At 64.5% G+C, this 12674-nt stretch carries 16 protein-coding genes; 11 read left to right on the plus strand and 5 right to left on the minus strand.

From position 1 onward, the window contains the following. Positions 1-69 precede the first annotated feature (69 nt). From Q0743_RS14985 to Q0743_RS14995, 3 genes are read left to right on the plus strand one after another with little or no spacing between them, the layout of a single operon-like run. Complete coding sequence (locus Q0743_RS14985) at positions 70-777, plus strand: Tim44/TimA family putative adaptor protein (RefSeq protein ID WP_298242294.1); 708 nt, start codon at positions 70-72, stop codon at positions 775-777. Then, positions 755-2284, plus strand: a complete 1530-nt coding sequence (locus tag Q0743_RS14990) for an MltA domain-containing protein (protein ID WP_298242295.1) — start codon at positions 755-757, stop codon at positions 2282-2284. Before Q0743_RS14985 ends, Q0743_RS14990 begins: the two co-directional genes overlap by 23 nt. Then, a complete protein-coding gene (locus Q0743_RS14995) occupies positions 2281-2871 on the plus strand; it encodes a Smr/MutS family protein (protein ID WP_298242296.1) in 591 nt (196 codons plus the stop codon). Before Q0743_RS14990 ends, Q0743_RS14995 begins: the two co-directional genes overlap by 4 nt. On the opposite strand, the gene Q0743_RS15000 is transcribed toward Q0743_RS14995, so the two are convergent. The 5 genes from Q0743_RS15000 to hslV all read right to left on the minus strand — a co-directional run bounded on the left by Q0743_RS15000 (position 2868) and on the right by hslV (position 7398). After that, entirely contained in the window at positions 2868-3992 is a 1125-nt protein-coding gene (locus Q0743_RS15000; protein WP_298242297.1) for a hypothetical protein, read from the minus strand. The genes Q0743_RS14995 and Q0743_RS15000 overlap by 4 nt on opposite strands. A gap of 211 nt (positions 3993-4203) precedes the next feature. Continuing rightward, on the minus strand, positions 4204-5508 hold the full coding sequence (gene hslU, locus Q0743_RS15005) for an ATP-dependent protease ATPase subunit HslU (protein ID WP_298242298.1): 1305 nt from the start codon (positions 5506-5508) through the stop codon (positions 4204-4206). A gap of 49 nt (positions 5509-5557) precedes the next feature. Continuing rightward, complete coding sequence (locus Q0743_RS15010) at positions 5558-6175, minus strand: DUF2585 domain-containing protein (RefSeq protein ID WP_298242299.1); 618 nt, start codon at positions 6173-6175, stop codon at positions 5558-5560. Beyond that, positions 6172-6651, minus strand: coding sequence for a GNAT family N-acetyltransferase (locus Q0743_RS15015; RefSeq protein ID WP_298242300.1), 480 nt, complete (start codon positions 6649-6651; stop codon positions 6172-6174). Before Q0743_RS15015 ends, Q0743_RS15010 begins: the two co-directional genes overlap by 4 nt. Positions 6652-6837: 186 nt before the next feature. Then, positions 6838-7398, minus strand: coding sequence for an ATP-dependent protease subunit HslV (hslV, locus tag Q0743_RS15020; protein WP_194405259.1), 561 nt, complete (start codon positions 7396-7398; stop codon positions 6838-6840). A gap of 190 nt (positions 7399-7588) precedes the next feature. Between hslV and hisB the strand changes: the two genes are divergently transcribed. The 8 genes from hisB to Q0743_RS15060 all read left to right on the plus strand — a co-directional run bounded on the left by hisB (position 7589) and on the right by Q0743_RS15060 (position 12673). Next, positions 7589-8182 carry an imidazoleglycerol-phosphate dehydratase HisB gene (hisB, locus tag Q0743_RS15025; protein ID WP_298242301.1) on the plus strand — a complete coding sequence of 198 codons (594 nt, stop codon included), beginning with the start codon at positions 7589-7591 and terminating at the stop codon, positions 8180-8182. Positions 8183-8249: 67 nt separating this feature from the next. Further along, a complete protein-coding gene (locus Q0743_RS15030; RefSeq protein WP_298242302.1) occupies positions 8250-8780 on the plus strand; it encodes a DUF2628 domain-containing protein in 531 nt (176 codons plus the stop codon). Further along, on the plus strand, positions 8777-9427 hold the full coding sequence (gene hisH, locus Q0743_RS15035) for an imidazole glycerol phosphate synthase subunit HisH (RefSeq protein WP_298242303.1): 651 nt from the start codon (positions 8777-8779) through the stop codon (positions 9425-9427). The genes Q0743_RS15030 and hisH overlap by 4 nt, the downstream gene beginning before the upstream one ends. Next, complete coding sequence (gene hisA, locus Q0743_RS15040) at positions 9424-10167, plus strand: 1-(5-phosphoribosyl)-5-[(5-phosphoribosylamino)methylideneamino]imidazole-4-carboxamide isomerase (RefSeq protein WP_298242304.1); 744 nt, start codon at positions 9424-9426, stop codon at positions 10165-10167. Before hisH ends, hisA begins: the two co-directional genes overlap by 4 nt. Before the next feature lie 3 nt (positions 10168-10170). After that, positions 10171-10944, plus strand: coding sequence for an imidazole glycerol phosphate synthase subunit HisF (gene hisF / locus Q0743_RS15045; protein ID WP_298242305.1), 774 nt, complete (start codon positions 10171-10173; stop codon positions 10942-10944). Between the two features lie 78 nt (positions 10945-11022). Beyond that, positions 11023-11349, plus strand: coding sequence for a phosphoribosyl-ATP diphosphatase (locus tag Q0743_RS15050; RefSeq protein WP_194405254.1), 327 nt, complete (start codon positions 11023-11025; stop codon positions 11347-11349). 27 nt (positions 11350-11376) lie between these two features. Continuing rightward, a complete protein-coding gene (gene coaA / locus Q0743_RS15055) occupies positions 11377-12333 on the plus strand; it encodes a type I pantothenate kinase (RefSeq protein WP_298242306.1) in 957 nt (318 codons plus the stop codon). A 100-nt stretch (positions 12334-12433) separates the two neighbouring features. Continuing rightward, positions 12434-12673, plus strand: coding sequence for a hypothetical protein (locus tag Q0743_RS15060; protein ID WP_298242307.1), 240 nt, complete (start codon positions 12434-12436; stop codon positions 12671-12673). Position 12674 lies beyond the last annotated feature (1 nt).

Here is a 12674-nt window from a genome sequence, read left to right on the forward strand (position 1 = left end):
ATTGATTTTCCCGGCAACGAGCCCCTTCTAGTCGGCCATTTCTCGAGAAGACCAGAAAGCGAATACGACGTGGACATCTACACCATCATCTTCCTGGCGCTGGCGGTCTTCATCTTTCTGCGGCTGCGCAGCGTGCTCGGTCAGCGGACCGGCAACGAACGGCCGCCGTTCGACCGGACTGCCGCCCGCAATGCGTTGGGGGGTGCCCAGGACAACAACGTCGTGACCATGCCGGGCAAGGTGATCGACCAGGCCCCGTTGGCGCCGACGGCCGAGCCGACCCCGCCCTCCGACCGCTGGAAGGGTCTCACCGAACCCGGCACCGCGCTGGCGCAGGGCTTGGACGCCATCGTCGACAAGGATTCCACGTTCGACCCGCGCCATTTCATCTCGGGCGCCCGCGGTGCCTACGAGATGATCGTGCTGGCCTTTGCCAATGGCGACCGCCGCGCGCTGCGCGACCTGCTGTCGTCGGAGGTCTATGACAGCTTCGACGCCGCGATCAAGGAACGCGAGAAGAACGATCAGAAGACCGAGACCCGCTTCGTCTCGATCGACAAGGCCGAACTCGTCGGTGCCGAGCTGCGCGACCGTACCGCCCAGCTCACGATCCGTTTCGTCTCGCAGATGATTTCGGCCACCCGCGACAAGGCCGGCAACATCGTCGACGGCAGTGCCGATACGGTCGCCGACATCACCGACATCTGGACTTTCGCCCGCGACATCACCTCTCGCGATCCGAACTGGAAGCTGGTTGGCACCGGAAGCGCGAATTAAAGTCTTCCTGAAGAACAGCGCGACGGCGCTTTGCGCAGGCGTCGTCGTGCTGTCGTCGTTTTCGCTCGGCGCCGAGGCGGCGCGGCGCCACTATCGCAGCCATCATCATCATGCTCCCGCGCTGCCCGCTGCTCCGCCGCGGGCCTTGCCCTATCCGCAGCTACCGCTGCCGTTCGAAATATCCGGCGCGCAATATCTGCCGTTGGCCTGGGCGGACGTGAAAGGCTGGGGCGATGACGATCATCTCGCGGCGTTCAAGACGTTTCGCGCCAGCTGCAAGACGATCAACGCACAAACCGGCGCGGCCGAACCCAAGGCGCTGGCAGGTTCGCTGAACGAACCTTGCCGGGCGGCAAAATCGCTCGAGCTGACCGACGACGCCAAAGCCAAAACCTTCTTTGAGGAAAATTTCGCGCCATTGCGGATCTCGCGTCTCGGCGAGCCCGACGGTTTCGTCACCGGCTATTACGAGCCGGTGCTGGAGGGATCGCGGACCCAGACCGACGTCTACAACGTTCCGGTCTATCGGCGCCCCTCGAACCTTTTCGTGCGCGGCTACAAGCAGGATTCGGTAAGCCTGCCCAACAAGGGGCCGGTCTATCGCAAGATCGGCCGCCGCAAGCTGGTGCCCTATTACGATCGCGGCGAGATCGAGGACGGCAAGATCGCCGGCCGCGGGCTGGAGATCGCCTGGCTGAAAGATCCGACCGATCTGTTGTTCGCGCAGATCCAGGGTTCGGCGCGGATCAAGTTCGACGACGGCACGTCGGTTCGGCTCAACTACGACGCCTATAACGGCTATCCCTACACGGCCGTCGGGCGCATCCTGATCGAGCGCGGCATCATCCCGAAGGAAGAGATGTCGATGCAGAGGATCCGGGAATGGATGGCGCAGAATCCCGATGGCGCCAAGGAGCTGCGCCGCCAGAACCGCGCCTACATCTTCTTCCGCGAGGTCAACCTCTCCGACAAGGACGAGGCGGTGGGCGCGCAGGGCATCCCGCTGACGGCGGGACGCTCGATCGCGGTCGACAAATCGCTGCATGTCTACGGCACGCCGTTCTTCATCGAGGGCGAGCTGCCGATCGAGTCCGATCGCGCCAAGACACCGTTCCACCGGCTGATGATCGCGCAGGACACCGGCTCGGCCATCATCGGCCCCGCACGCGCCGATCTGTTCTTCGGCGCAGGCCAGGAAGCCGGCCGCATCTCCGGGCGGCTGCGCCATCCCATGCATTTCGTGATGCTGGTGCCGAAGGGCCTCGATCCCTCCGTGCGCGCAGCGCGGCTGCCTGTGCCGGACCCGCGACCGTCCGAGAAGATCGCAAAGCTGTTTCCACAGACCCTCCCGGCAAAGACGGCCACACCTGCTCCGGCCGCGGCGCAAGACAAGAACGAAACGGTTGCCACCGCCGGCCCCGTTCCGCTACCGGTGCCGCGCCCCGCGATCGACCCTGCCCCTGAGCCGCGTCGACCGGTGAAGAATCGTCCCCATCGGCAGCAATGAAGCGATCGTCACGTCCTCCCGTGCTGGAGCCCCGCCCCTTGCCGCGCCGCCGTGCGCTGAGCGAGGAGGAGCGCGCGCTGTGGGAGACGGTCGCAAAACAGGTCAAGCCGCTCAAGAAGCATCGCGCGGCCAAGGCGCATGCGGCGCCGCCCGCTGGCCCATCACCTGCTGCTCCGGCGAGCCGGCCTTCGGCACCGGCAAGGCCGGTGACGGCTGTGCCCGCGCCGCGCGTTGCGAAGCCGGCTGTCCCGCCATTGGCTCCCCTCGGCAAGCGCGAGCGGACAAAACTCTCGCGTGGCCGCAGCGAGATCGAGGCGCGGCTCGATCTGCACGGCATGACCCAGATGCGCGCCCATCGCGCACTGACCGGCTTCCTGCACCGCGCCCATCATGACGGCCTCACCTTCGTGCTCGTCATCACCGGCAAGGGAAGGACCGGCGGCGAAAGCGGCGTGCTGCGCCGCCAGGTGCCGGAATGGCTGAGCCTGCCGGAATTCCGCGCCTTCGTGGTCGGCTTCGAGACGGCGCATATCGGCCATGGCGGCGAGGGCGCGCTGTATGTCCGGATCAGACGGGCGAGATTCTAGAACGGCCGGACGATTCCGACGCGCGGGATCAGGGTGAGGATCAGGCCGAAGATATTCGTCGTCTGATCCTCCGCCGGAATCAGCGCGGTGTCCCGCGCGGGCGGCAGCATCTTCACCGCGTGCAGGATCAGGAACATGCAGACCGCCCAGTTCGAGATCCAGCGCGAATAGTCGAACACCATCGCGAACATCACGACATAGGCGAGGCTGACGCCGACCAGCGCTGCGATGATGAGCCGCTTGTGCAGATCGCTTGCGAGCGCGCCGATCAGATTCGCGAAGAAGCGCCACAGCGGCGTGTGCAGCCAGATCAGCAACGCGAATACGGGTATGCCGAGGCTGTTGTGCGGCAGCCGGCCCCAGGTGTCCGAGACCTCCTTCGCCAGCGGCTGGTACCAGATATAGGCGAATTGCAGCAGGTCGGTGCGGGAAGGATCGGCCATCCGCGTCTTCAGATATGCGACGAAATCCGCCTCCGGGATCGGCATCGTTCCCAAGAATTGCGCGGCGAAGAACAGCACGGAGACAAGGCCGAGGGCGACGATGCCGAAGGCGACATTGCCGCGTCTGCATCCGTAAGCGAGATAATGCCTGACCACGACGATGGTGACGATCGTCGGCACATACATCAGCAGATGAATGTGGTGAATCAGCACGAGAATGACCGAGAACAGCGCGGCCATGGCCACGAACAGCAATGAGCTTGCCGGCATCAGCAGCAGGACGATCGCCAGTGCGCAGCCGTAGATGTCGAAATGGCCGAGCGTGTGCATGAAATTCTTCAGGAAGAACGGCGAGCCCGCGATGAAGACGAAGAGCGGCAGCGTCTTCGCGGTGAAGCCGAACGTTCTCTGGAAGAGTCTTGCGTAAAGGCCAAGCGTTACCAGCCAGGTTGCCCCGCCAATCGCGAACACGAGCCAGACCGGCACCTTGTCGGTGAACAGCGCCACCATCGCGCCGATCAGCGCGCGCTTGATGAAGCCGAAATGGTAGTCGACCAGAAGGTGGATGTAGGGGACGTAAGGCGGCAGCTGGATCTTGTGAACGAACACGCCGACAATCACCGCCGCGTTGATCGCGAGCAGGAGCCGCCAGGGGTTTTGTCGGATGGCTACGGTCACGCCGCACCTGAGGTGGCGACATCTATCACCGCCGTCGTCCCGGACAAGCGAGCATAGCGAGCGCAGATCCGGGACCCATAACCACGGGACGTCATTTGAGCCGGGATCGGGGCCGCCATCTGTTTCAACAAGGACCGCTGGTGGTTATGGGTCCCCGCGTTCGCGCGCGTTCGCGGGGACGACAGCGGATAGATAGCCGACTGCGGCCGATTTACAAAATAAACCGGCTCAGATCCGCGTTCTTGGCGAGGTCGCCGACATGCTTCTGCACGAAATCCGCATCGACCATGACGGTCTCGCCGTTGCGGTCGGGGGCGGTGAAGGAGATCTCGTCGAGCACCCGCTCCATCACCGTCTGGAGCCGCCGCGCACCGATGTTCTCGACGGTGGAGTTGACGGCGACCGCGACGTCGGCGAGCGCATCGATGGCGCTGTCGGTGATGTCGAGCGTCACGCCCTCGGTCTGCATCAGGGCGACATATTGCTTGATCAGCGAAGCTTCGGGCTCGGTCAGGATGCGGCGCATGTCGTCGCGGGTCAGCGCCTGCAATTCGACCCGGATCGGCAGCCGGCCCTGCAATTCCGGCAACAGGTCGGAGGGCTTGGCGACGTGGAAGGCGCCGGAGGCGATGAACAGGATGTGGTCGGTCTTCACCGCGCCATGCTTGGTCGAGACCGTGGTGCCCTCGATCAAGGGCAAGAGATCACGCTGCACGCCCTCGCGGGAGACGTCACCGCCGACGCGGCCGTCGCGCGCGCAGATCTTGTCGATCTCGTCGAGGAACACGATGCCGTTGTTCTCGACCGCGCTGATCGCCTCCAGCGTCAGCTGATCGGTGTCCAGCAACTTGTCGGATTCCTCGTTGACGAGGATCTCGTGCGAGCCCTCGACCGTCAGGCGTCGCGTCTTGCTGCGGCCGCCCAGCTTGCCGAAGATGTCGCCGATCGAGATCGCGCCCATCTGCGCGCCCGGCATGCCCGGGATCTCGAACATCGGCATGCCGCTGCCGCCGCCTTGCGTCTCGATCTCGATTTCCTTGTCGTTCAATTCGCCGGCGCGCAGCTTCTTGCGGAACGATTCACGCGTCGTGGACGAAGCATTGGCGCCGACCAGTGCGTCGAGCACGCGCTCCTCGGCGGCGAGCTGGGCGCGGGCCTGCACGTCCTTGCGCTTCCTTTCGCGCACCTGGGCGATCGCGACCTCGACGAGATCACGCACGATCTGCTCGACGTCGCGGCCGACATAGCCGACCTCGGTGAACTTGGTCGCCTCCACCTTCAGGAACGGCGCATTCGCCAGCTTGGCGAGCCGCCGCGCGATCTCGGTCTTGCCGACTCCAGTCGGGCCGATCATCAGGATGTTCTTCGGCAGCACCTCTTCGCGCAGGGAGCCGGTGAGCTGCTGCCGCCGCCAGCGGTTGCGCAGCGCGATCGAGACGGCGCGCTTGGCATCGGCCTGGCCGACGATGAAACGGTCGAGTTCGGAAACGATTTCGCGGGGAGAGAAGTCTGTCATGTCTGTCTAGCTAGGGCGGGAGGCGGTCGAGGACAAGTCGCTTTTTCGGTCAGATGATGGGCGGACCCGACTGCCATTGCTTCACGGCTTCGATCGGATGGATCAGCATCAGGATGTTGAGCGTCAGATTGTCGCGAATGTGCAGCGCCAGCATGATCTCGAAGGCGAGGCCGATCAGGATGGTCGCTGATACCGGCAGCACGCGCGCGACGAGGAACCCGAGCACCATGGCCACATTGTCGGAGACCGAGTTGATGATGCTGTCGCCGAAATAATCCAGCGAGATCGTGCCGGCGCGGTAGCGCTCGATGATGAACGGCGAGTTCTCCACGATCTCCCATGCGCCCTCGATCAGCATGGCGATGATCAACCGCGCCGGCCACGACAAGGACAGGAACGGCAGGCGCACGAACAGAAGCCAGGTCAGGCCGTAGAACAGGAAGCCGTGCAGGATGTGCGAGAAGGTGTACCAGTCGGCGATGTGCTGCGAGTTCTCCGAGCTGTTCACCACGCCGTGCCACAGCTTGACGGTGCCGCAGGTGCAGATCGGCACGCGGCCCATTGCGAACAGGATCGCGGCTTGCAGCGCCAGCAATAGCAGCGCGAGGCCGGCCCAGCCGAGCGGCGGAAAGGCGGTCTTGGCGGTGGAGGTCGCAGCGACTGTCATGCGTCTCGGGTCATCAGGAGGGCGGGACCATCGGGCGTGACGATAACATGCTGCGGCACAAAGCCAGCCTTCTCATAGGCACGAATGGCGCGGGTATTGGCAGGGCTCGGATCGATCACGATACGCGGCACGCCGCGCGCGAACAGCCTGTCGATGAAGGCGCGGATGAAAGCGGAGCCGTGGCCGCGTCCGAGCATATCGGACTCGCCGATGAACTGATCGAGGCCGCGCGCGCCTTCCGGCTGCGGACCGAAGCTGACGTGCCAGTCGCCGAGCTGGTAGCACTGCAGATAGGCGAAGGGCCGACCGTCCAGGCTGACGATGAACTGCGCCAGATCAGGATGATCGAGGTCGCCTCCGACGAATTCGAGCGTCTCCGGATCATGCCACCATTCTGCGACATGAGGCGCATCCAGCCAGCGTCGGATCAGCGGCATGTCGGCCGGGGTCATCGCGCGGAAGGTGTAGGTGGTCATCTCACGGCGACGACGGTGCGCCCCCTCTCCCGCTTGCGGGAGAGGGGCGGGGAGAGGGTGTCTCCGCAATGGGACAATCCCCCAGTGGAAAAAGCCCCCACCCGGCGCTTCGCGCCGACCTCCCCCGCAAGCGGGAGAGGTTGGACCGACCGTGCGGATGGTTGTCCCGACAAATCACCCTCCGCCCTACCCGGTCGCCAGGCTCTCAATCGTCAAATTCCGGTTGGTGTAGACGCAAATATCCGCGGCGATGTCCATGGACCGTCGGACGATGGTCTCGGCGTCCTTGTCGGTGTCGAGCAGGGCCCGGGCCGCCGCCAGCGCGTAATTGCCGCCGGAGCCGATCGCCATCACGCCGGCCTCGGGCTCCAGGACGTCGCCGGTGCCTGTCAGCACCAGGGAGACGTCCTTGTCGGCCACGATCATCATGGCCTCCAGCCGCCGCAAATAGCGGTCGGTACGCCAATCCTTGGCGAGCTCGACCGCGGCCCGGGTCAGCTGCCCCGGATATTGCTCGAGCTTGGCCTCCAGCCGCTCGAACAGGGTGAAGGCGTCGGCGGTCGCACCGGCAAAGCCGCCGATCACGTCGCCCTTGCCCAGTTTCCGGACCTTCTTGGCGTTGGACTTGATCACGGTCTGGCCGATCGAGACCTGGCCGTCGCCGCCGACCACCACCTTGCCGCCCTTGCGGACCGTCAAAATCGTCGTGCCGTGCCAGCCCGGCGAGCTGTTCTGGGAATCCTGCATGAAGTACCTCACTGTCCGGCCTGATTTAGGCGGTCGGAGCCAAGGGCACAACGGGCCGCTCCGGCCCCAATTTCGGTCACCATAGGTGGAAGTGCCGCCCAGCCAAGGCGATCCCGCGGTAGCGAAGGCGTCATTTGGCTGTTAAAAGACCGGCGTTTTCGGCCCCGAGCCAGGATGAGAGCCAGTTTCAATGCGCACCGCGACGATCAAGCGCAAGACCAAGGAAACCGACATCGAGGTCTCCGTGAACCTCGATGGCACCGGCGTGGCCAATATCGCGACCGGCATCGGCTTTTTCGACCATATGCTCGATCTCCTCGCCCGCCATTCCCGCATGGACCTCACGGTCAAGGCGGTGGGCGACCTGCACATTGACTATCACCATACCACCGAAGACACCGGCATCGCGCTCGGCCAGGCGGTCAAGCAGGCGCTCGGCAACATGGCGGGCATCACCCGCTATGCCGGCGTGCACATGCCAATGGACGAGACGCTGTCGCGCGTGGTCATCGACATCTCGGGCCGCCCGTTCCTGGTGTTCAAGGCCGACTTCCCCCGCGACAAGATCGGTGAGTTCGACACCGAGCTGGTGCGCGAATGGTTCCAGGCCTTTGCCATGAACGCCGGCGTGACTCTGCACGTCGAGACCCTATATGGCGATAACAGCCACCATATCGCCGAGTCCTGCTTCAAGGGTCTGGCGCGGGCGCTGCGCACCGCCGTCGCGATCGATCCGAAGGCAGCGGGCGAGATCCCGTCGACCAAGGGCTCGCTCGGCGGCTGACGTTTCCGGCCGGCGGCGGCACTCGCCGCTTGCGGTATCACTGAATCCCTAGGAACGGGGCATCACCATGCCTGTCTACACAGTTCATGCTCCCTCGCCTGCCGGAGCCGATCTGCGCGCGACCGACAAGTTCGTGTTCGTGCGCGACGGTTTTCATTTCTGGGCGATGATCTTCGGACCGTTCTGGCTGCTGTGGAATCGGCTGTGGCTGGCCCTGATCGGCTATCTGATCTTCGTGGCCGCGTTCAACGCCGGCTTGTCCAGCCTCGGTGTCGGGCGCTCTTCGATCTTCGTCGCCGATCTCGTCGTTGCCTTGCTGATGGGTCTCGAGGCCTCCAGCCTGCGTCGCTGGACGCTGTCGCGCGGCAAGTGGCGGCAGCTCGACGTGGTGGTTGCCGACGACGAGGACACCGCTGAGCGCCGCTTCTTCGAGCGCTGGAGCCAGAAGCAGCACGGCATCGTCAACGATCAATGGGCCGTCGATCGCGGCGGCCCGCCGCCGACCCGCTCAACTCCGGGTCAGCAGTTCTCGAACCCGCCGCCGATTCCGGCCGGCGGCATCATTGGATTGTTTCCAGAACCGGGAGGGTCAAGATGAGCGTCGCCATCATCGATTACGGTTCCGGCAATCTGCATTCCGCCGCGAAGGCGTTCGAGCGCGCCGCGCGCAGCCTCGAAAATCCGCAAAAGGTGTTCGTCACCAGCGATCCCGATCAGGCTTACGAGGCCGATCGCCTGGTGCTGCCGGGCGTCGGCGCGTTCGCCGATTGCCGGCGCGGGCTCGACGCCGTCAACGGCATGGTCGAGGCGATCACCGAAGCGGTGCGGGTCAAGGCGCGGCCGTTCTTCGGCATCTGCGTCGGCATGCAGCTGATGGCGAGCCGCGGCAAGGAGCATGTCATCACCGAAGGCCTGAACTGGATCGGCGGCGACGTCGAGAAGATCACGCCGCGCGACGAGAGCCTGAAGATCCCGCACATGGGCTGGAACACACTGGACCTGTTGCAGGAGCATCCGGTGCTGAACAAGCTGCCGCTCGGTCCCAAGGGCCAGCACGCTTATTTCGTGCACTCCTACCACCTCAACGCCGCCAACGAGGCGGACGTGCTCGCGCGCGCCGATTACGGCGGTCCCGTCACCGCGATCGTCGGCAAGGACACCGCCATCGGCACGCAGTTTCACCCCGAGAAGAGCCAGCGCTTCGGCCTCGCTTTGATCTCGAACTTTTTGCGATGGAAACCGTGATCCTCTTTCCTGCCATCGACCTCAAGAACGGCCAGTGCGTGCGCCTCGAGCAGGGCGACATGGCGCGCGCGACCGTGTTCAACCTCAACCCGGCCGCGCAGGCGCAAAGCTTTGTCGCGCAGGGTTTTGAGTACCTCCACGTCGTCGACCTCGACGGCGCCTTTGCCGGCAAGCCGGTGAATGCGCAAGCCGTCGAGGCGATGCTGACGACGATCAAGATCCCGGTGCAGCTCGGCGGCGGCATTCGCGATCTCAAGACGGTCGAAGCCTGGCTCGACAAGGGCATCACCCGCGTCATCATCGGCACCGCTGCGGTGCGCGATCCTGAACTGGTGAAGGCTGCCGCGAAGAAATTCCCCGGCCGCGTCGCGGTCGGGCTGGATGCGCGCGACGGCAAGGTTGCGGTCGAAGGCTGGGCCGAGACCTCGCAGGTCACGGTGCTCGAGATCGCAAAGCGTTTTGAAGATGCCGGTGTTGCCGCCATCATCTTCACCGACATCGCGCGCGACGGCCTGCTAAAAGGCCTGAACCTGGACGCGACCATTGCGCTGGCAGATGCGATCTCCATTCCGGTGATCGCCTCCGGCGGCCTCGCCTCGATCGAGGACGTCAAGGCGATGCTGACGCCGCGCGCCAAGAAGCTCGCCGGCGCGATCGCCGGCCGCGCGCTCTACGACGGCCGGCTCGATCCCGCCGCCGCCCTCACCTTGATCCGCCACGCGCGCGCGCCTGGGAGCTGACACATGTTCAAGGTGCGCGTGATCCCCTGCCTCGACGTCAAGGACGGCCGTGTCGTCAAGGGCGTCAACTTCGTCGATCTCAGGGACGCCGGCGATCCCGTCGAAGCCGCGATCGCCTATGACGCCGCCGGCGCCGACGAGCTCACCTTCCTCGACATCACCGCGACCCATGAGAACCGCGGCATCATGCTGGACGTGGTCCGCCGCACCGCGGAGGCCTGCTTCATGCCTGTCACTGTCGGTGGCGGCGTGCGTGAGGTCAACGACATCAAGACGCTGCTGCGCGCTGGCGCCGACAAGGTCTCGATCAACAGCGCGGCCGTGTCGCGGCGCGAGTTCGTCAAGGAAGCGGCCGAGAAATTCGGCGAGCAGTGCGTCGTGGTTGCGATCGACGCCAAGCGCGTCAAGCGCCCGGGCGGCGAGCGCTGGGAGATCTTCACCCATGGCGGCCGCAACTCGACCGGCATCGACGCGATCGAATACGCCCAGGAGGTCGTCTCGCTCGGCGCCGGCGAAATCCTGCTCACCTCGATGGACCGCGACGGCACCCGGCAGGGTTTTGACATCCCACTGACCCGCGCGATCGCTGACAGCGTGTCCGTCCCGGTGATCGCCTCGGGCGGCGTCGGCAATCTCGATCATCTCGTCGACGGCATCCGTGACGGCCACGCCACGGCTGTGCTGGCGGCCTCGATTTTCCATTTTGGCGAATTCACCATCCGCGAGGCCAAGGAGCACATGGCCCGGCGCGGACTGGCGATGCGCCTCGATGCCTGACGACTCCTGCCTGCGAAAATGCTACAAAGGCCGCTAGGAAATGGCCTCCGTGGCCTCATGTGTTTCTGAGTAAGTCCGATGCCGCGTTTCACGATCCACGATCTCGCCGAGACCATCGACGCCCGGGCAGCCGCGGGCGGCGAAGCCTCCTATACCCGCAAGCTTCTCGACAAGGGCGCCGAGCATTGCGCCAAGAAGTTCGGTGAGGAGGCAGTCGAAACCGTAATCGCAGCAGTCGAAAACGACCGCGCGCATCTGATCGCTGAAAGTGCGGACCTGCTCTATCATTTCCTTGTCCTGCTCAAGGCCCGCGGCGTAAAGCTGGAAGAGGTCGAGGCGGCGCTGGACAAGCGGACGAATATGTCAGGGTTGGAAGAGAAAGCGTCTCGCAAGAGCGGCAGCTAATCGAGCGCTTAACGGAAAGGTCGCGTCATGGATATCCGCGCACCCGAGCAGCAGTATAATCCGTACCGCATTTACACGCGCGAAGAGTGGGCGCGGCTGCGCGACGATACGCCGATGACGCTGGAGCCGGGCGAGTTCGACCGGCTGCGCTCGCTGCACGACCGCCTCGATCTCAAGGAGGTCGAGGATATCTATCTTCCTCTGTCGCGCCTGCTCTCGATCTATGTCGATGCGATGCAGCGCCTGTACTATGCGGAGCGCCAGTTTCTCAACATCCGCGACCGCAAGGTGCCCTACATCATCGGGGTCGCCGGTTCGGTGGCAGTCGGAAAATCCACCACGGCCCGCGTGCTCCAGGCCTTGCTGGCGCGCTGGTCGCCGCGCCCGAAGGTCGAACTGATCACCACCGACGGGTTTCTCTACCCGAAGGCCCTGCTCGAACAGCAGGGCATCCTCCAGAAAAAGGGATTTCCGGAGAGCTACGACCTGCCGCTGCTGCTGAGCTTCCTCTCCGATATCAAGTCCGGCCGCCGTCATGTGCGCTCGCCGGTCTATTCGCATCTGACCTACGACATCGTGCCGAACGAATGGGCCGAGATCGACCAGCCGGACATCCTGATCGTCGAGGGCGTCAACGTGCTGCAGACCGGCAAGCTGCCGCGCGACGGCAAAGCGGTGCCGGTGGTTTCCGACTTCTTCGACTTCTCGGTCTACATCGACGCCGACGAGGCGGCGCTGCGGCGCTGGTACATCAAGCGCTTTCTGGCGCTGCGCGACACTGCGTTCACCAATCCGAAATCCTACTTCAACCGCTACGCCCTGCTATCGGACGAGGAGGCGACCGCGACCGCGACCGCAATCTGGGAGCGCACCAACCTCGCCAATCTCGAGGACAACATCCTGCCGACCCGCCCTCGCGCGACCCTGATCCTGAAGAAGGGTGCCGACCACGCGGTGGAGAGCGTGGCGCTGCGCAGGCTTTGATCGCGCCGGCAGATGAGGCCCCGGTTTGTTCGGACAACGTGTCTTTTGTTGCAGACCGTGAAAAGGTATTCAGCTATGAGCTTCGAAACGCGAGGGCTCCATGGTTGATCGTCTCAGAAGCGCCGCAGAGCAGTTGGAGGCGCCGACCTGCCCGGGCTGCCATGTCGAAATGAGATGGTTCCGCTCGGAGCTGCTGGCGGACGAGCCGGTTCCGGTGATCGCGCATCTCTTCGTCTGCCCACATTGCAAGCGCGCGACAAAGACCGACACCATATTCAGGGACACTTCGGCGCCGCCCGAGAAGCTCTCAGCACCGCGTTTCATCGCTCAGGCCGCGTAAC

Source organism: uncultured Bradyrhizobium sp., from assembly GCF_936943645.1.
GTDB lineage: Bacteria > Pseudomonadota > Alphaproteobacteria > Rhizobiales > Xanthobacteraceae > Bradyrhizobium.